Source organism: Mycolicibacterium stellerae (genome assembly GCF_003719305.1).
GTDB classification, from domain to species: Bacteria; Actinomycetota; Actinomycetes; order Mycobacteriales; family Mycobacteriaceae; genus Mycobacterium; species Mycobacterium stellerae.
Genome location: NZ_RARC01000007.1, coordinates 39,742 through 58,195, shown reverse-complemented (window position 1 = coordinate 58,195; position 18,454 = coordinate 39,742). Strand labels below are relative to the sequence as shown.

Below are 18,454 nucleotides of genomic sequence, written 5' to 3'. Positions count from 1 at the left end.
TAATCGACGCTGAGGGTGTGCCAGCGCGCCGAAATCACTACGAGCGCAGGGCGGCGGCGGCCTGCTTCGAGGCGTCGGCTGCGGCGCCCATCATCCCGATGTCGGCGAACGCGCCCGAAACCGCGGCCAATTCATCCGCGTCGCGCGCGACGAAAGCGCGGGCATGCCGCAGCGCGAGCGCGCCGACCACACAGTCGACACCCGCGGTGTCCCGGGCGATCGCGTCGCCAGCGCGGATGTCGCCGAGCCGCACCGCATCATGGAATGCGCGTATCGCGATCGCCGACTGGCCGCCGCGCTCGGCCGCCCGCCCCGCATCGCGGGCCGACGACCGCGCCCCGGCCGGGTCACGACGCGCCGCCGTCGTCCACGCCTTGGCCAAAAGCAGCTCCGGGGCGAACAGCATCGATTTCAGCCCGTGTCGAGACTCCGCCCTGGACAACGCCTTCGCAGCCTCACCCATCTCGTCTTGGTGGCCGAGCGCCTGCGCCAGCAGCATCCACGCCAACGGCCCCCACGAATACCCGGTCGGCGCCAAGGCCTCCGCCGCCCCGCGCAACAACTTCGCCGCGGCGACTGACTCGCCGCGCGCGATCAGCACATCGGCGACAAGAATCTCGCCGATCGCCCGCCCCGGCTGCTGCATCTGCGCGAAATCGGTCAGCTGCTGCGCGAGCTCCTGAGCCCGGTCCAACTCACCCGACATCACCAGCGCCGTCGTCTGGCCGAACCCACTGGTGAAGCGGAGCAGCCCGGGATGCTGCGCCTCCATCGCGCGGTCGGCCAGCGCGTCGACCTCGGCGAACCGGCCCATCCGCGCGCAACTGAGCGCCGCAGCCGCCGCCGACCAGCCGACGGCGGTGTCGTCGGCGTCCGGCGAGGCCAGCACGCCCTGCGCAATCTCCATCGCCGGGCCGGGACGGCCCGCGTTCATCGCGAAGGTCGCCGACAGCGCGTCCAGGGTCGTGCGCGCGACAGCCGACGTGACGCGGTTGCGGGTGGTCTGCAGGAACGCCGTCGCCCGCTCCGGCTCCGACAGCATCCAGAACTGGTTGGCCGCGCGGGGGAGCGCCCACGCCATCAGCTCCGTGTCCGACAGGGTCGCCGCGTCGACAGCGGCGAGCACCTCGTCGGCCTCCCTGCCGCGGCCCTGCCACGCCAACGCCTGGGCCAACGTCAGCCGCGCGTCCAGGTCGGGGTCGCGCGCCAGCACCGCCTGGCCCAGCCGCTCGCTCAACGCCAGGTCGCCGAGCCGAAGCGCGTCGGCCGCCGCGGCCACCACGACGGACACCGGCTGCGGGTTGTCGCTGTCGAGCGCCAGCACAGCCAGCCGCAACCGGTCGACGACATCGCGCGGGGGCCGGGCGGACAGCCTCTCGTACAGCGCGGTTCGCCGCGCACGCAGACCCTCCGCGGACATCTGCGCGCGCGTCGCGTCGCCATAGAGCGGATGCGCTGCCAGCACGGCCTCGCCGACGACGATGACCGCGTCGGCGGCCCGCGCAGCAGCCACCGCGTCGCCGCCGGCCAGCGCCGACAGGTCGGCCAGCGGCATCGGGTCGACAACGGCAAGGAACTCGAGCGCGGAACGGGCGTCGGCGGGAAGCTGTGCGACGAAGTCCCGCACCGAGGCATCCAACCGCTTGCGGTCCACATTCGGCGCGTCGAGCTCGATCCGCGGCAGCACGTTGTCGAGTTGCAGCGCCGTGATCGAATCCGGCGCACCCTCGTCGGGATCCACGGTGACGATCAGCCGCACCGCCCTGCTGACCGCGAGTTGGTACACCAAAGTGGCGGAGAGGTGGTCGAGCAGGTGCGCGTCGTCGACGACCAACAGCGTGCCGTCGGCCACCGACTCGCGGGCGGCGCTTAGCACCGCCGCCGTCTTACCGTCGTCGGGAACCTCGATCAGGTCGTGCACCGCGGCGAAAGGGACGACGCGGTCGGACACCGTGCCGGTTACCCAGACCGATCCGCCGATGCGTTCGCTCGCCGCGCGGGCCACCGTCGTCTTCCCCGCCCCGACGGGCGCGATGATCACGGCCCCGCCGCGGTCGGCGACCGCCGACTCGACGTGTTGCGCTGACGGCTCGGGCGGCACGGTCTTCCAGTCCACGGCCACCCGCCGGAGTTTAGGGTGTGGCCGCGGCGGCCGGGCCGTACTCGTCTACGTTGACGGGGTGTCCCGGGATCCCTACGGCGAATGGGCGGTCTGTGTCTACTGCGCGTCGGGGCCAACGCACCCCGATCTGCTCGAGCTGGCAGGCCGGGTCGGCGCCGCCATCGCCGCGCGCGGCTGGACCTTGGTGTCGGGCGGGGGAAACGTATCGGCGATGGGCGCCGTGGCCGTCGCGGCCAGGGAGCGCGGAGGCCGCACCATCGGGGTGATCCCGAAGGCACTCGTGCACCGCGAGCTCGCCGACATCGACGCCGACGAACTCGTCGTCACCGAGACCATGCGGGAACGCAAGCAGGTCATGGAGGACCGGGCCGACGCGTTCATCGCGTTGCCAGGCGGTATCGGCACGCTCGAGGAATTCTTCGAAGCATGGACGGCCGGCTATCTGGGTATGCACGACAAGCCGGTGGTGATGCTCGACCCGTTCGGGCACTACGACGGCTTGCGCGCCTGGTTGAACGGCCTCATCGACAGCGGGTACGTCAGCCAGAACGCGCTGGACAGGCTCGTGGTGGTGGACGACGTCGACGATGCGCTGGCTGCCTGCGCACCGGCCAGGTGATGGCGATCACCCCCATGCATTTAGGGTGTCGGTCAGACGACACCGGAGGGGGATCGCCACATGACCGACGAGAAGTCTGGGACCCGTAGCAGCGTTGGACTGCTCGACATCGCTACCCGCGTACCAGGGTTGATCGCAGACGCGCCGATAATTCTGCGCGGTGTGATCACCGGATTCGGGGCCCGGCCGTCGGCCAAGACCTCCATCGGCAAGGTGTTCCAGGACCGCGCCGCCCAGTACGGCGACAAGCTGTTCCTGACGTTCGGGGATCAGGAACTCACCTACCGGGAAGCCAACGAGACCGTCAACCGCTATGCCGCGGTGCTCGCCGCGCGCGGTGTCGGCCACGGCGACGTCGTCGGCATCATGCTGCGCAACTCGGTCGACCCGGTGCTGCTGATGCTGGCCGCGGTCAAATGCGGCGCGATCTCCGGAATGCTGAACTACCACCAGCGCGGCGACGTGTTAAAGCACAGCCTCGGCCTGCTGTCCGCGAAGGTGCTCGTCGCCGATCCCGACTTCATCGACCCGATCTCCGAAAGTGGCGCCGACACCGACGCGGTGGTCGAACTCGACGAGTTCAAGCGCCTCGCGGACACCGCGCCGACCGGTAACCCGGCCACCGCCTCGGCCGTGCTCGCCAAGGACAAGGCGTTCTACATCTTCACCTCTGGCACCACCGGGATGCCGAAGGCCAGCATCATGACGCACTACCGCTGGCTTCGGGCGCTTGCCGGCTTCGGCGGCCTCGGGATGCGGCTCAACAGCAACGACACCCTGTACTGCTGCCTGCCGCTCTACCACAACAACGCGTTGACGGTCGCGCTGTCGTCGGTGCTGAACTCCGGCGCCACGCTGGCGCTCGGCAAGTCGTTCTCGGCGTCGAAATTCTGGGACGACGTGATCCGCTACAACGCAACCGCATTCGTCTACATCGGCGAGATCTGTGCCTATCTGCTCAACCAGCCGGAAAAGGACACCGACCGTAAGCACAAGGTGCGGGTGATCGCGGGCAACGGACTGCGGCCGGCGATCTGGGACAAGTTCACCGAGCGGTTCGGCATCGACCGGGTGTGTGAGTTCTACGCCGCAAGCGAGGGCAACACCGCGTTCGTCAACGTGCTCAACGTCGACAAGAGCACCGGCATCTGCCCCACGCCGGTGGCGTTCGTGGAATACGACGGGGAGACCGGCGAGCCAAAGCGCGGCGACAACGGCCGGGTCCGCAAGGTGAAGACCGGCGAACCGGGGCTGCTGATCTCAAAGGTCAGCAGTTTCCAGCCGTTCGACGGCTACACCGACAAGGACGCCACCGAGAAGAAGCTTGTCCGCGACGCGTTCAAGGAAGGCGACGTCTGGTTCAACACCGGCGACCTGATGCGCTCGCAGGGCTTCGGCCACGCGGCGTTCACCGACCGGCTCGGCGACACGTTCCGCTGGAAGGGCGAGAACGTCGCCACCACCGAGGTCGAGGCCGCGGTGTCGACCGACCCGCAGGTCGAGGAGGCCACGGTGTTCGGCGTCGAGGTGCCCGACGTCGGCGGGCGGGCGGGCATGGTCGCCCTGCAGCTCAAGGAAGGCCAGGAGTTCGACGGAAAGGCGCTCGCCAAGGCGGCCTACGACAACCTGCCCGGCTACGCGGTGCCGCTGTTCGTTCGGATCGTCAAGGAGCTTGCCCACACGTCGACGTTCAAGAGCCAGAAGGTGGATCTGCGCAAGGAAGGCTACGGCGGCAACTCGGGCGAGGGCGACGAAGAGGCCAACGACATCGAGGACCCGATCTATGTGCTGTCCGGCCGCGACGAGGGCTACGTCGAGTACTACGACGACTACCTCGCCGAGGTGAAGGACGGCAAGAAGCCGAAGTAGTAGCGATTTCGGCGCGCTGATCGACGCTCAGCGCACGTCAGCGCGCCGAAATCGCAGGCCCGTAGCCTGGTAGGCGTGCAGTCGACCTTCTGCGGCCGTCCGGTGGCCGGCGATCGCGCCTTGATCATGGCGATCGTCAACCGCACGCCGGATTCGTTCTACGACCGCGGCGCCACCTTCACCGATGAGGCGGCCAAATCCGCAGCTCATCGCGTCATCGCCGACGGCGCCGATGTCGTTGACGTGGGCGGGGTCAAGGCCGGGCCGGGCGACGACGTCGGCGTCGACGAGGAAATCGCGCGGGTGGTGCCGTTCATCGAATGGCTCCGCGACAGCTACCCCGACCAGCTGATCAGCGTCGACACCTGGCGCTCTGCCGTCGCCAAACAGGCCTGCGCAGCAGGCGCCGACCTGATCAACGACACGTGGGGCGGCCACGACCCCGGCCTTGCCGAGGTCGCTGCGGAGTTCGGCGCGGGGCTGGTGTGCTCGCACACCGGCGGCGCGACACCGCGGACCCGTCCGTTCCGGGTCAATTACGGGATATCGGAGCGCGGCGTCGTCGACAATGTGATCGCCGAGGTGACCGCCGCGGCCGACCGGGCGGTGGCCGCCGGAGTGGCGCGAGACGCGGTGTTAATCGATCCGACTCACGATTTCGGCAAAAACACTTATCACGGCCTTAGTTTGTTGCGCCATGTAAAAGACCTTGTAAAAACTGGATGGCCGGTCCTGATGGCGCTGAGCAATAAAGATTTCGTCGGGGAAACTCTCGGTGTGGACCTGACAGAACGCTTGGAAGGCACCCTCGCAGCGACGGCGCTGGCCGCCGCGGAAGGCGCTGCGATGTTCCGGGTACATGAAGTCGGGCCCACGCGGCGCGTTCTCGAAATGGTCGCGTCGATCCAGGGCGTGCGTTCGCCCACGCGCACGGTTAGGGGACTGGCATGACACTGAGACGAATCCGAGTGAGGATCGCAGCGAGGGACGAGCGAGGACCGGAGCGAGGGGGAGTCGAACGATGACCCTGTCACCAGAACTTCCCGGCACAGACGTCGTCGCCGGCCAATGGTTGAACGACCACAGCTTCAGCCGACCTACGTGGACCATTGCCCAACTGGAGGCGGCCAAGCGCGGTCGCACCATCTCGGTGGTACTGCCCGCACTCAACGAGGAAGAGACCGTCGGCTCCGTCGTCGAGACCATCACACCGCTGCTCGGCGGCCTGGTGGACGAGATCATCGTGCTGGACTCCGGATCCACCGACGACACCGAGATCCGCGCGTTGGCGGCCGGTGCGCGGGTCATTAGTCGCGAGGTCGCGCTGCCCGAGGTCGCACCGCAGCCCGGCAAAGGCGAGGTGCTGTGGCGCTCGCTGGCGGTGAGCACCGGCGACATCGTCGTGTTCGTCGACTCCGACCTGATCGACCCCGACCCGATGTTCGTGCCGAAACTGCTCGGCCCGCTGCTGACCGTCGACGGTGTGCACCTGGTCAAGGGGTTCTACCGACGCCCGCTGAAGGTCAGCGGCAGCGAGGACGCCAACGGCGGCGGCCGGGTCACCGAGTTGGTGGCGCGCCCCCTGCTGGCCTCGCTGCGGCCCGAGCTGATGTACGTCATGCAGCCGCTGGGAGGCGAGTACGCGGGCACCCGCGAGCTGCTGACCTCGGTGCCGTTCGCCCCCGGCTACGGCGTGGAGATCGGCCTGCTGATCGACACGTACGACCGGCTCGGCCTTGACGCGATCGCGCAGGTCAACCTCGGCGTGCGGGAACACCGCAACCGGCCGCTGACCGAGCTCGCCTCGATGAGCAGGCAGGTCATCGCCACCCTGCTGTCGCGCTGCGGAATTCCCGACTCGGGGGTCGGCCTGACGCAGTTCTTCGCCGACGGCAACGACTACACGCCCCGCTCATCGGAGGTGTCCCTGGCCGACCGGCCGCCGATGATTTCGCTTCGACCCCGCTAGCGGGAGGGTGGTTGCGCGTCGCCGTCGGACCCGTGAGGCAGTATCGAGAGCGTGACCCTGATCCTCCTGTACCTCGTGGTGCTGATCCTGGTGGCCATCGTGCTGTTCGGTGTGGGCAGTGTGCTGTTCGGCCGCGGCGAGGTGCTGCCGCCGCTGCCCAGCGCCACCACCGCGACGGTGTTGCCCGCCTCGGGCGTCACCGGCGCGGACGTCGACGCGGTCAAGTTCGCCCAGGCGCTGCGCGGTTACAAAACCAGTGAGGTCGACTGGGTGCTCGACCGGCTGGGGCAGGAACTCGACCTGCTGCGCGGCCAGCTGGCGGCCGTGCAGGCGACCCGAACAGGCGGCGACGAGATTCTCGACGACGAGATTCTCGACGAGGAACCGATCGAGGGCGGCGCGCATGCGCTGCCGTCGGAGGACAAGGCCGATTCGTGACGGTCGTGCCGGAAGACGACGGCCGCACCCGTTGCGGTTGGATCGACCAATCCCGTTTGGCGCCAGCTGATTTCATCCTCTACCGGGACTACCACGACACCGAGTGGGGTCAGCCGCTGCACGGGTCGAAGGCGCTGTTCGAACGGGTCAGCCTCGAGGCATTTCAGAGTGGGCTGTCGTGGCTGATCATCCTGCGTAAGCGGGAGAACTTTCGGCGTGCCTTCCACCGGTTCGACATCGACAAGGTCGCGCGCTACACCGACCGCGATATCGAGCGCCTGATGAACGACGCGGGGATCGTGCGTAACCGCGCGAAGATCGAGGCGACCATCGCCAACGCGCGCGCTGTCGCCGACCTGGACGTCGACCTCGGTGAATTGCTCTGGTCGTTTGCGCCTGGGCCGCGACCGCGCCCAGCAGACATGTCCGAGGTGCCTGCCGTCACCGCCGAATCGAAGGCGATGGCCAAGGAATTGAAGCGCCGCGGGTTCAAGTTCGTGGGCCCGACAACGGCCTACGCCTTGATGCAGGCCACCGGGATGGTCGACGACCACATGGCCTCCTGCTGGGTTCCCGCCACAGCCTGATCCGCCCCTAGAAGCGATCTTGACCGGGTCTTTGCACACGCAACGCCGCGGATAGGGAACAATGGGGAAAGTTCAGAAGCAGTTCAGTGCCGGGCGCTGTCGACGGGTGGGCAGCCGGCTCATGTTGGAGGGAGCACTCGATGGCGGCGATGAAGCCCCGGACCGGCGACGGTCCTCTGGAAGCAACCAAGGAGGGGCGCGGCATCGTGATGCGGGTACCACTAGAAGGCGGTGGCCGACTCGTCGTCGAACTCACCCCCGATGAGGCTGCGGCACTCGGGGACGAACTCAAGGGTGTCACCAGCTAGCTAGAGACCTTCCGGTAGATCTCCAGGGTCTGCTCGGCGATGTGCGCCCAGGAAAACTCCTCGATACACCGCTGCCTGCCTGCCACGCCGTACTGACGGGCCCGCTCCGGTTCGGCGACCAACGCGTTGACGGCGTCTGCCAGCCGCGTCTCGAAAAACTCCGGGTCGCTCGCGTCGTAATGAACCAATAGCCCGGTCTGATGGTCGGCCACCACCTCGGGGATGCCGCCGACATCGGATGCGACCACCGCCGTCCCGCATGCCATCGCCTCGAGGTTCACGATTCCCAGCGGCTCATACACCGATGGGCACACGAAAACTGTTGCAGCGGAAAGAATTTCACGGATCTTCCCAATCGGGAGCATTTCGCGCACCCAGAACACGCCGGTGCGGGAGCGGGACAGCTCCTGCACTGCGGACGTCACCTCGGCGGCGATCTCCGGGGTGTCCGGCGCGCCCGCGCACAGCACCAGCTGCACGTCGGGCGCGAACTTGTGTGCGGCCGCGACCAGGTGCGCAACACCCTTCTGCCGGGTGATCCGTCCGACGAACGCGACGATCGGGCGGGCCGGGTCGACCCCCAGTTCGGTCAGCACCGACTCGTCGGACTCAGACGCCGCCGGGTACCACACCTCGGTGTCGATTCCGTTGCGCACCACGTGCACCCGGCTAGGATCCAACGCCGGGTAGGTGTGCAACACATCGTCGCGCATGCCGGAACTGACTGCGATGACCGCATCGGCCGCCTCGACGGCGGTGCGTTCCACCCAGGACGAGACGCGGTAACCCCCGCCGAGCTGCTCGGCCTTCCACGGCCGCATCGGCTCGAGGGAGTGCGCGGTCAGCACGTGCGGGATGCCGTACAGCAGGGCCGCGAGGTGCCCGGCCAGCCCGGTGTACCAGGTGTGTGAATGCACGACAGTGGCGCTTTCAGCCGCGTTGGCCATCACCAGATCGGCCGACAGCGTCGCCAGCGCGGGGTTGGCGCCCTTGAGCGCCGGATCGGGCTGGTGGACAAATGCTCCGTCTCGCGGGGCGCCCATGCAGTGCACGTCGACCTCGCACAGGCTGCGTAGCTGCGCAACGAGTTCGGTGACGTGGACACCGGCGCCGCCGTACACCTCGGGGGGATATTCACGCGTCATCATCGCCACCCGCATGTCTACGACCGTAGTGTCCGTCGCCGCGCGCCGCAGCCGTGTGGGGAACGCGGATTGGGGTATTCGCCAATTACTTTGACGAACAGTTGCAGGTCCAAAAGTGCCAATGCCTGGTCACGGTGGGAACCTGCAGATAGGTTTGCACTATGAGGGAGTTGCCCCACGTCCTCGGCATCGTCCTGGCAGGCGGGGAAGGCAAGCGGCTCTATCCGCTGACAGCGGACCGAGCAAAGCCTGCAGTTCCCTTCGGCGGTGCCTACCGGCTGATCGATTTCGTGTTGTCTAATCTCGTCAACGCCCGATACCTGCGCATATGTGTTCTCACGCAATACAAATCACACTCCCTTGACCGGCACATCTCGCAGAACTGGCGGTTGTCCGGTCTCGCTGGCGAATACATCACCCCGGTGCCTGCGCAGCAGCGGCTCGGGCCGCGCTGGTATACCGGGTCGGCCGACGCGATCTATCAGTCGCTGAACCTGATCTACGACGAGGACCCCGACTACATCGTCGTGTTCGGTGCAGATCACGTGTATCGGATGGACCCCGAGCAGATGGTGCAGTTCCACATCGAGAGCGGGGCGGGCGCGACGGTCGCGGGTATCCGGGTGCCGCGGGCCGAGGCCACCGCGTTCGGCTGCATCGACGCCGACGAGTCCGGCCGCATCCGCGAGTTCGTCGAAAAGCCCGCAGACCCGCCGGGCACCCCCGACGATCCCGAGCAGACGTTCGCGTCGATGGGCAACTACATCTTCACCACCAAGGTGCTGATCGACGCGATCCGCGCCGACGCCGACGACGACGACTCCGACCACGACATGGGCGGCGACATCATCCCCCGGTTGGTGGGCGACGGGATGGCCTCGGTGTACGACTTCAACAGCAACGAGGTGCCGGGAGCCACCGAGCGCGACCACGGCTACTGGCGGGACGTCGGAACGCTGGACGCGTTCTACGACGCCCACATGGACCTGGTGTCGGTGCACCCGGTGTTCAACCTGTACAACAAGCGTTGGCCGATCAGGGGCGAGTCGGACAACCTGGCCCCGGCCAAGTTCGTCAACGGGGGCTCCGCGCAGGAGTCCGTCGTCGGAGCGGGCAGCATCATCTCGGCGGCGTCGGTGCGCAATTCGGTGTTGTCGTCCAACGTGGTCGTCGACGACGGCGCGATCGTGGAGGGCAGCGTGCTGATGCCCGGCGTCCGGGTGGGCCGCGGCGCCGTGGTGCGCCACGCCATCCTGGACAAGAACGTCGTCGTCGGGCCCGGCGAGATGGTCGGTGTCGACCTGGACAAGGACCGCGAACGGTTCGCCATCAGCGCCGGCGGTGTGGTCGCTGTCGGTAAAGGGATCTGGATCTAGTCGGCCGACGATCTAGTCGACTGACGCCGGCGCGAACGTTTGCGTGACGTCTCCAGGGTCTTGGACGGGTGCGGGAGCGGGCTGGAAGGTCTGAACCGGCGCCCCTGACGGCAGGGTGCGTGGGCCGGCCTGTTCTTTCGGCGGAGCGACGCACTTGCCTGCCGGCCCTGCGGCATGAATATCCCATTCACCACCCGACATTGCGCAGCAGTGTTTGGCCTCGTCGAGCATCTGCGCGTCGTTGGTGATGCCTGCGGCATTTCTGTCGGCCACCTTCTTGATGCAGCTGTCGTACTCGCCGATATCCCATTCCCTAGGGGCTGCACTCGAAGTCGCGGGGAACGAGAAGGCAAAAACGGCTGCCAATCCGGCGATCGTAGCTTTTCCGATGGCGTTCATAATTGTTCCTTTCCTCCGGCAATGTTCTATGGCGGAGGGCGGTCGAATCATGGGGCGAATGCCTCATTGATCGGATCCACTGACCCGACTGTGCGAACGCGCCCGGATCGGTGCCGGAGGTCCCGGAGCCGAGCTAAGGGTGAGTGAAGCGTTCCCATGCCGATTGGCGTGTGACGCCCAATGCCGCCGCAATCCGGGACCAAGTAACTCCACGCTGCCGAAGCTCGTTCACGCGAGCGCGCAGATCTGCCTCGACGTTGGCCGTAGTAGCTGCGACGCGCGGGATTTCGTCGAGCAATTCGTCATCGGAGTATTCCTCACGATCGCGCAGCGGGGGCGTGTCCCGGTCGGGCCGATCTTCGACAATAGCAACGCATTTGGCAACGCAGTCGCCGCAGATGTACACGCCAAGACCGCTGATCAGCTTCTTGACTTGACGAGATTCACGCCCGCAGAACGAGCAGTACATCACTGCTGCCACTGCTTTGCTCACTATCCCTACCTTCCCCAGCGTGTCAGGATAACCCTGACGTTACCGTGTCAGGTTATACCTGACAAAGTTGATTCTCAAGCTTCGATCGCCGAGCACGCCGGAATGAAATCATCAGCGCCAAGGTGCCGTTCAGATCGTTGGTGCCGCCAAGCTGACACCCTGCGCCTACTATCCCGCGGCGTGTTGCTGCGCGAAGTCGCGGATGCAAGCAGTGACGTCCTCAACGGCCTCACACGGCAACATATGTGTCGCCTCCGGCCACAGTCGATAACGCCACGACGGCACAACGCTACGCATCCGGTCGATTCCCTTCGCGGAATCGTGAATAGTGTTTCCAGCCAACAGAACCTGCACAGGCACATCGACCGATCGCAGCAGGGAATCGGGACTATATCGCGGAAACGGGGTGCCGAACGAAGCGAACGCTGACCCCGCTGCCATCACCAGCTGCATCACGCTATCGAGCAAGCTGTCCCGCACGGGGTGACCGAGTAACTCTGCCACGGTGCGCTGCTTGCGTTCGGCGCCTGGAACCAGCAGGAGGGCTCCGTCGCGCCAGAACTTCCCGGACAATCGAGCAACTGTGTTGCACGGCTCGATGAGGGTCACCGACGCCAACCGGCCGGGCTTGCGTGCCGCCGTCTGCGCAGCCGTCCAACCCCCATACGAGTGTCCGACAAGATGCACGCCGTCCAGGGCCAGCCCGTCGAGGACCTCGTTCATGTACCGAGCACAGTCATCCGCCGTTACCATCGCCTTGGTCTGCACACTTGCGCCGGGTTGGCCGAGCATGTCGACGGTATAGACCGTGAATTCGCCCGCCAGGGCAGGTATGTGCTCCGCCCACATTGCGGACGTGGCCCAAAAGCAATGCAATAACACCAGCGGAACCCCGCCATCAGGCCCATGCTGATACCCCCGCACGAGACCGAACTCAGTCGCCACATCGTGGACAGCATCCGGGGCGGGGCTCAGTGACCGCACGCGGTCATAGACCGCCAGATAGCGCCGCCGTGCTTCGGTGCCACGAAAACCCGACTTATCAGACATCCCACCTTCACCTGCCCGGGGCTGTGTCCTCGGTGCCTGCTTTGACGCGAAGGGCATCTCCTGCCAAAGGGCGTTTGAGTCCTTCAAGTGCGCACAAGATGACGGTCTCGGCCTCGCGTGAGGCTATCTCGGGGTCCGTCGCATCGGTGATGTATAGGACGGCGTTGTAGAACATGCTGAAGAAGAGTTCGACGGTGGCCTCAATCGGGACTGGGCGCGCGTACCCGTCCGCTATGAAGCTCTGCAATGTCGAACGTAGGAACGGGAGGGTCTGCTGCTCGTTGAGTTCCCGTACCCGATCCCAACCCAAAACGCTGACCACCTGACGGAGCAGTGCGCGGGCTTCGTCGTCAGCGACGTAGCTGCGTAGGAACAGGCCGATCGCAGTCTCAACCGTGCGCCACGGCTGAGCTTCGGATTCGGTGGACATTGCGTCGATGACCTTGGCGGTAACCGCCTGCTGGCTGGACCGAAACAGTGCGGTGAAGATCGCCTGCTTGTCGTGGAAATGGTGATACACGGCGCCCTTACTGGCCTGCGCTGCCCGGGCGATCTCGTCGACGGATGTCGCGTCGAAGCCCTTGGAGACGAAGAGCGTCCTCGCGGCATCGAGCACGGCTTCACAGGTCAACGCGGCATATCTTTCGCGTCGGCTGACCTTGACGTCGCTCACCTTCGCGATGATACTCATCGACTAATAGTCTAATACCGACTTAGAGTCGGTCAACGACGAACAGCTCGGAATCGCGGAGGAGTTCTGTCCGAGCTTGGCCCCTCACGGAACAGCTATCGGCGCTATTTCTCGAGCGGGAAGGGAGGTGCACGAGCATGACCGGTCACGCTGTCGTCCTTGGCGCTGGCATTGGCGGATTGATAACAGCTGCGGTACTCGCCGAACGCTTCTCGACTGTGTCGATAGTCGAACGAGATCGCCTGCCGGACACTCCAATTGATCGGCGCGGCGTAACCCAGGGCCGCCACTTGCACAGCCTGCTCAGCCGAGGCTCACAAATCATCGAGGAACTACTCCCGGGGTTTCTAGCCGATCTCGGCGCGGCGGGCGCCCTGGTGCTCGATGACGTCGACATGAGTCGCATCTATAGCCGGATAGGCCCGTACACCTTCAACCGCAACGATCCCGCCGCCGATCCTGCCGCGTTGACCACCTACCTGGTCAGCCGACCCTTCCTCGAGTTTCACCTGCGCCGACGCGTCGCCACTCTCAGCAACGTGTTGTTCCTCGAAGGCCGAGACGTCGGTGACCTGCTCGCCGCGCAACCGGAGCGCGTCACCGGCGTCACCGTCCACGCCCGCGACGCTGCAGGCTCCGAGGCTCTCAACGCCGATCTGATCATTGACGCCACCGGCCGCGCCACCCGCACACCGTTTCTCCTGGAACGGCTCGGCTACACCCGACCCTCCGAACAGACATTCACCGTCGACGGCGTCTACTACAGCCAACAGATCGCCATCCCCGACCAGGACGATTTTCGGGAGCGGATGATTCTCGTCCTGCCCGAGGGAAAGGCCCAACGCGGCGGGCTGGTGGCCTGCGAGAACAACAGATGGACGTTGACCATCGCCAGCCGCGCCGACGACTTAGGGTATGCACCAACGGATTTCGGTGAAATGCTCACCCTCGCCGAGGATTTCGTGCCCGCCCATATCCAGCAGCCACTCCGGCGCGCGCAACCACTGACGGAGGTGTCGACATACCGATATCCCGGCGGCGTGTGGCGTCGCTATGACCGCATGACTCGATACCCGAAAGGGCTTCTGGTCATCGGCGACGCATTGTGCTGCCTGGATCCCATCAACGGTCAAGGCATGGCCATGGCCACCTTGCACGCGCACACCCTGCGCACTCAACTGCGTCGAGCCAATCCGGTAGATCCGCAGGCGTTCTACACATCCATTGCCGCGGTGATCAAACCCGTCTGGGCCGCCAATGCCGAGCAGCCCTCCGGCCGCACGCCCGGTAGGGCCGCGACGTCGCTGCGCCAGCGAGCAGTTCGATGGAGTCGGCGCAAGATCCTCGAAGCCGCGGTCGACGACATCGTTATCACCGAACGTCTCATGCGCGTGGCCAATCTGATCGACCCACCACAGCGACTGCTCGAACCGAAGGTTCTGGCCCACGTTGTTGCACACCACGCCCGTCAATCCCTGAGCCGCCGCCGCACAAAGTGACACCCCTCGACCACATCACCGAAACCGACAGTGCCATCGAACAGAGAGGCTCCACATGGCTATCACGCAAGACGAACTCATCGCTGGTATCGCCGAAATAATCGAGGAGGTCACGGGAATCGAACCCTCCGAGGTAACGATCGAAAAGTCATTCGTAGACGACTTGGATATCGACTCGCTGTCAATGGTCGAGATCGCGGTACAGACCGAAGACAAATACGGAGTCAAGATTCCAGACGAAGACCTTGCAGGCCTGCGCACCGTCGGCGATGTGGTTGCATACCTACAGCGGCTTGCGGAGGCTAATCCCGAAGCCGCCGAGGCGATCCGAGCACAGTTCGACAAGCCAGCCGAATGATGCAAAGGACAATGATGTCGATGGCCGCTGATGCCAACGATGGTGTTCCAACACGATTCGATCACGATGAGCACCACGACCGGGATCGAAAACCACTGGCCCGACTGCGCGAACGCGCCCGCCCGGAAACCGGCACCTGCGCCGGCGGCAGCTCAGGCCAACAGTCAGACGCCAACGAGCGGCGCAATGAGCGTGCACCTGGTAGCAGAGTGAGATACTTGCTCAGTGAAAGAGCGGGTCGTGGGCCGTTCCGTGGAACTCTCGGCAGTTGCTGACCTCTTGTCCTCGGCCCGAGTCGAGCCGTCCCGTCTGCTACTTGAAGGCGAGTCCGGGATCGGCAAGACCACTGTGTGGTCGACGGCTCTGGAGCTGGCCCGCGAGGAGGGATTCCAAGTGCTGTCGACGCGCCCGGCCGCGTCGGAGTCGGTGCTTGCCTACGCATCGCTGGCCGACATGTTGGCCGGAGTCGACGCCGCGCATTGGGCCGACCTTCCCGCACCACAGCAGCTTGCCCTCGATAGGGTGTTGTTGCGCGCGAACGCGGACGGCGGTGCAACGGACCCGCGGGCGGTAGCTGCCGGATTCCTGTCTGTAGTGGAACGCCTGGCCACGCAGTCGCCGGTTCTGTTGGCCGTCGACGACATGCAATGGCTCGATTCGTCCAGCGAGGCGGCGTTGACATTCGCCGTGCGCCGGCTGTGCGGACACGTCGCGTTCCTGGGCGCGGCGCGTGTGGATAGTGTCGGCTCAAGTGGGGGAACCCTTGTACGACTCGGCGAGTCGGAGCAACTGCGCCGAGTTCGGTTGTGTCCGTTTGACTTAGCGGGGACGCGTGCGGTGGTTTCCCAAGCCACTCGTCGTTCGTTCGCCCGGCCGACGATGGTGCGCATTCACGAGATATCCGGCGGAAATCCGTTCTTCGCCCTGGAGCTGGCGCACGCCATCGACGACGAGCAGGGCCCACTTGAAATGCCCTTGCCAGCAACACTTTCCGAACTGGTTCGGACCAGGATCAGGGAACTGAATTCAGACGCTTACGCCGCCTTGCTTGCTGCAGCATCTGTGTCGTCGCCGACGGTCGAGCTGGTCGCCAAGGCCGTCGGCAGCACGACCGAGATTGCCGTCGAGCTGCTGGAATCGACCGCGGTCAAGGAGATCGTCACTGTCCGCGGTGCCGCCGTCCGCTTTACCCACCCCCTGATGGCGTGGGGTGTCTACACCGACGCGGACCCGGGTGCGCGCCGGATGATGCACCGGCGACTGTCCGCCGTCGTCGACGAGCCTGAACTGCGGGCCCGCCACCTCGCCTTGGCGGCCACCGGCCCGGACGAGGAAACTTTGCAGTCCTTGGATACGGCTGCCGAGCTGGCCCGGCATCGCGGAGCCCCCGCCGCGGCGGCAGAGCTCATCGAGTTGGCCATTGCGCTAGGTGCCGATAGCTCACAGCGCCGAATCCTGTTGGCAAGAAACCAGTTCACTGCCGGCGACAGCGCTCAGGCACGCGTGCAACTAGACCGAGTCGTCGCGGGGTCGGTGCCCGACGCGGTGCGTGCAGAGGCCTTGACGCTGCTCGCGGTGCTCAGCCTTACCGACGGCAGCTGGGTCGCAGGTGCCGAGCTGCTCGAGCAGGCGTTTGGCGAGGCGCTGGGCGACCTGGCGCTGCGCGTGCGAATCCTGATTCCGTGGGCGCTGGCTCAGCTCAACGGCGGACAGTTCGAGGCGGCGGCACGCACGATCGCCGATGCGGTCGCCGACGCGACCGGACTCGGGGATGACCAGCTGTTGAGTCAAGCGCTCAGCATGCGCGTGATCGTCGACTTTCTGCGGGGCAACGGTGTTGACAACGAACTGCTGAGCCGCGCGGTGGCGTTGGAACGGCGCGACCCGCCGATCTGGGTGCAACTGCGCCCCACCGTGCACTGCGCTTCGCTGCTCGGGTGGACCGGGCAGCATGATGCCGCCCACGACCGGTTCCTCGCCATCCGACAGGACTTGATCGAGCGCGGCGAGGAAAGCGAGTTGATGTTCGTCGCGTTTACCAGCGTCCTGAACGAGATATGGCGAGCGGACTTCGCCACGGCCAGGGCGGTGGTCGCCGATGCCCTCGAAAGGGCGATGCACCTGAACGGGGTCTTGCCGCTCGGGGTGGCCCTGATGCTGCAGGCCACTCTCGATGCGTATGCAGGCCGCGAACTCGACGCGCGTCGACATATCGACGAGGCCACCGAGGCGATCAACCACAGCGGGTCCCACTACCTGATCGCGTGGCTCGGGTCGGCTTCGGGCTTTCTCGAGGTGTCGCTAGGCGACTATGAATCGGCCCTGCGGATCTTCGAACCGGCTCTGGCCCGAATCATGAAGACCCCACGCTCAACGGAGATCTTCGTTGCGGGGTTCGTCCCGGATGCGGTCGAAGCCCTGGTGCACCTTGGGCGTCTCGATGACGCCGAACCCGTGATCCGCATGATCGAGGACAACGGGAGCCGACTGGACCGGGCATGGATGCTCGCGACGGGTGCACGGTGTCGGGCAATGCTGCTGGCCGCCAGGGGCGATGTCGACGCAGCCGAAAAGGCGGTCGAGCGTGCGTTGAGAGAACACGAGCGGTTGCCCATGCCATTCGAACGGGCAAGGTCGCTGCTCTTGCTCGGTCAGATCCAGCGCCGCCGGCGAGCCAAGGACGCCGCCGCTGCCACGCTGCGCGAGGCGCTCGACGTATTCGAAGAGCTCGGCACTCCGCTGTGGGTGGATCGGGCTCAGGTCGAGTTGGCCCGCGCCAAGACCGGTGCTCGTCCCACCGCCGAGTTGACGCCGTCCGAGCGGCGGGTGGCCGAACTGCTCGCGTCGGGCATGACGCGGCGAGAGGTCGCGGCTGCACTGTTCATCAGCCCGAAGACGGTGGAGGCCAGCCTCACCCGCATCTACCGCAAGCTCGGCATCCATTCGCGGGCCGAACTGGGCCGGTATATGGCAAATCCATAGGCGAACGCCCTATTCCTTCGGACGTTTGCTGCGCATAGCGTCGAACCCACTGCGCGCGGTCGTGCGCCGGACGGTCGGGGACCAGATTAGGAGCAATCATGCAAACCCTCGTCCCACTGGCGATCCGTCGCCTGGCACCTGCCTTGCTGCTGGCGGCGGCAGCCACACTCGGTGCGAATCCTGCGACGGCGAGCGCCGAATGGGACATCGGACAGTACGACAACTGCATGAACAACGCAATTGACATGGAGATGGCCGGCGACATCACCCCCCTAGAGCGCGACTACGAGTTCATACGTTGCTGCTTTGGTTCCGGCGGCGTAGTGGACGGGGGGGTCCCGGGCGGTTGCGGGGCTCCCCCTGCGGTAGCAGCTTCCGACACGCCGAGCGCACCATCGGCGGTCAACGCCGATCCCGACGTCGACGCAGGCTCGGCCCCCAAGCCGACCAAGAAACCGCCGACCAAGCTTCCGACCCTGCCGGATCCGGATCCCGAGCCCGCGCCGGTCGGCTGACCTGAGCAGCTCGCCGGAAGGGCGTCTGGGTCCA

18 protein-coding genes are annotated in these 18,454 nt (G+C 65.9%); 12 read left to right on the top strand and 6 right to left on the bottom strand.

Features of this window, described 5'->3' with window-relative positions:
- Nucleotides 1-37 precede the first annotated feature (37 nt).
- On the bottom strand, nucleotides 38-2,122 hold the full coding sequence (locus tag D6M19_RS11475) for a P-loop NTPase family protein (protein ID WP_123025345.1): 2,085 nt from the start codon (nucleotides 2,120-2,122) through the stop codon (nucleotides 38-40).
- Between the two features lie 58 nt (nucleotides 2,123-2,180).
- Here D6M19_RS11475 and D6M19_RS11470 point away from each other — a divergent pair, with 58 nt between their 5' ends.
- The 7 genes from D6M19_RS11470 to D6M19_RS11440 all read left to right on the top strand — a co-directional run bounded on the left by D6M19_RS11470 (nucleotide 2,181) and on the right by D6M19_RS11440 (nucleotide 7,912).
- Nucleotides 2,181-2,741, top strand: coding sequence for a cytokinin riboside 5'-monophosphate phosphoribohydrolase (locus D6M19_RS11470; protein ID WP_164478436.1), 561 nt, complete (start codon nucleotides 2,181-2,183; stop codon nucleotides 2,739-2,741).
- A 60-nt stretch (nucleotides 2,742-2,801) separates the two neighbouring features.
- A complete protein-coding gene (fadD6, locus tag D6M19_RS11465; protein ID WP_123025344.1) occupies nucleotides 2,802-4,610 on the top strand; it encodes a long-chain-acyl-CoA synthetase FadD6 in 1,809 nt (602 codons plus the stop codon).
- 126 nt (nucleotides 4,611-4,736) lie between these two features.
- Complete coding sequence (gene folP / locus D6M19_RS11460; protein WP_234834822.1) at nucleotides 4,737-5,561, top strand: dihydropteroate synthase; 825 nt, start codon at nucleotides 4,737-4,739, stop codon at nucleotides 5,559-5,561.
- A gap of 70 nt (nucleotides 5,562-5,631) precedes the next feature.
- On the top strand, nucleotides 5,632-6,579 hold the full coding sequence (locus tag D6M19_RS11455; RefSeq protein ID WP_123025342.1) for a glucosyl-3-phosphoglycerate synthase: 948 nt from the start codon (nucleotides 5,632-5,634) through the stop codon (nucleotides 6,577-6,579).
- Between the two features lie 51 nt (nucleotides 6,580-6,630).
- A complete protein-coding gene (locus tag D6M19_RS11450) occupies nucleotides 6,631-7,017 on the top strand; it encodes a DivIVA domain-containing protein (RefSeq protein WP_123025341.1) in 387 nt (128 codons plus the stop codon).
- Between the two features lie 5 nt (nucleotides 7,018-7,022).
- Nucleotides 7,023-7,604: a DNA-3-methyladenine glycosylase I gene (locus tag D6M19_RS11445; protein WP_164478450.1), complete on the top strand. Its 582-nt coding sequence runs from the start codon at nucleotides 7,023-7,025 to the stop codon at nucleotides 7,602-7,604.
- Between the two features lie 140 nt (nucleotides 7,605-7,744).
- The gene (locus D6M19_RS11440; RefSeq protein ID WP_003406247.1) at nucleotides 7,745-7,912 is read left to right on the top strand and encodes a DUF3117 domain-containing protein; all 168 of its coding nucleotides are present in this window, start codon (nucleotides 7,745-7,747) and stop codon (nucleotides 7,910-7,912) included.
- On the opposite strand, the gene glgA is transcribed toward D6M19_RS11440, so the two are convergent.
- A complete protein-coding gene (gene glgA / locus D6M19_RS11435; RefSeq protein ID WP_123025340.1) occupies nucleotides 7,909-9,072 on the bottom strand; it encodes a glycogen synthase in 1,164 nt (387 codons plus the stop codon). The two genes, D6M19_RS11440 and glgA, sit on opposite strands and share 4 nt — an antisense overlap.
- 146 nt (nucleotides 9,073-9,218) lie before the next feature.
- Between glgA and glgC the strand changes: the two genes are divergently transcribed.
- The gene (glgC, locus tag D6M19_RS11430; protein WP_123025339.1) at nucleotides 9,219-10,433 is read left to right on the top strand and encodes a glucose-1-phosphate adenylyltransferase; all 1,215 of its coding nucleotides are present in this window, start codon (nucleotides 9,219-9,221) and stop codon (nucleotides 10,431-10,433) included.
- Between the two features lie 12 nt (nucleotides 10,434-10,445).
- Here glgC and D6M19_RS11425 read toward each other — a convergent pair whose 3' ends face one another.
- The 4 genes from D6M19_RS11425 to D6M19_RS11410 all read right to left on the bottom strand — a co-directional run bounded on the left by D6M19_RS11425 (nucleotide 10,446) and on the right by D6M19_RS11410 (nucleotide 13,066).
- Nucleotides 10,446-10,832, bottom strand: a complete 387-nt coding sequence (locus D6M19_RS11425; protein ID WP_123025338.1) for a hypothetical protein — start codon at nucleotides 10,830-10,832, stop codon at nucleotides 10,446-10,448.
- Between the two features lie 133 nt (nucleotides 10,833-10,965).
- Entirely contained in the window at nucleotides 10,966-11,325 is a 360-nt protein-coding gene (locus D6M19_RS11420) for a ClpX C4-type zinc finger protein (RefSeq protein ID WP_234834815.1), read from the bottom strand.
- A gap of 168 nt (nucleotides 11,326-11,493) precedes the next feature.
- The gene (locus D6M19_RS11415) at nucleotides 11,494-12,375 is read right to left on the bottom strand and encodes an alpha/beta fold hydrolase (RefSeq protein ID WP_123025336.1); all 882 of its coding nucleotides are present in this window, start codon (nucleotides 12,373-12,375) and stop codon (nucleotides 11,494-11,496) included.
- 7 nt (nucleotides 12,376-12,382) lie between these two features.
- Nucleotides 12,383-13,066, bottom strand: a complete 684-nt coding sequence (locus D6M19_RS11410; protein WP_123025335.1) for a TetR/AcrR family transcriptional regulator — start codon at nucleotides 13,064-13,066, stop codon at nucleotides 12,383-12,385.
- 137 nt (nucleotides 13,067-13,203) lie between these two features.
- Here D6M19_RS11410 and D6M19_RS11400 point away from each other — a divergent pair, with 137 nt between their 5' ends.
- From D6M19_RS11400 to D6M19_RS11385, 4 genes are all read left to right on the top strand, one after another.
- Nucleotides 13,204-14,565 carry an FAD-dependent oxidoreductase gene (locus tag D6M19_RS11400; protein ID WP_164478435.1) on the top strand — a complete coding sequence of 454 codons (1,362 nt, stop codon included), beginning with the start codon at nucleotides 13,204-13,206 and terminating at the stop codon, nucleotides 14,563-14,565.
- Nucleotides 14,566-14,620: 55 nt separating this feature from the next.
- Nucleotides 14,621-14,923 carry a meromycolate extension acyl carrier protein AcpM gene (gene acpM / locus D6M19_RS11395; protein WP_123025332.1) on the top strand — a complete coding sequence of 101 codons (303 nt, stop codon included), beginning with the start codon at nucleotides 14,621-14,623 and terminating at the stop codon, nucleotides 14,921-14,923.
- A 240-nt stretch (nucleotides 14,924-15,163) separates the two neighbouring features.
- Complete coding sequence (locus D6M19_RS11390) at nucleotides 15,164-17,905, top strand: helix-turn-helix transcriptional regulator (protein ID WP_234834814.1); 2,742 nt, start codon at nucleotides 15,164-15,166, stop codon at nucleotides 17,903-17,905.
- Nucleotides 17,906-18,003: 98 nt separating this feature from the next.
- A complete protein-coding gene (locus D6M19_RS11385) occupies nucleotides 18,004-18,420 on the top strand; it encodes a hypothetical protein (RefSeq protein WP_123025330.1) in 417 nt (138 codons plus the stop codon).
- The last annotated feature ends 34 nt before the right edge of the window (nucleotides 18,421-18,454 follow it).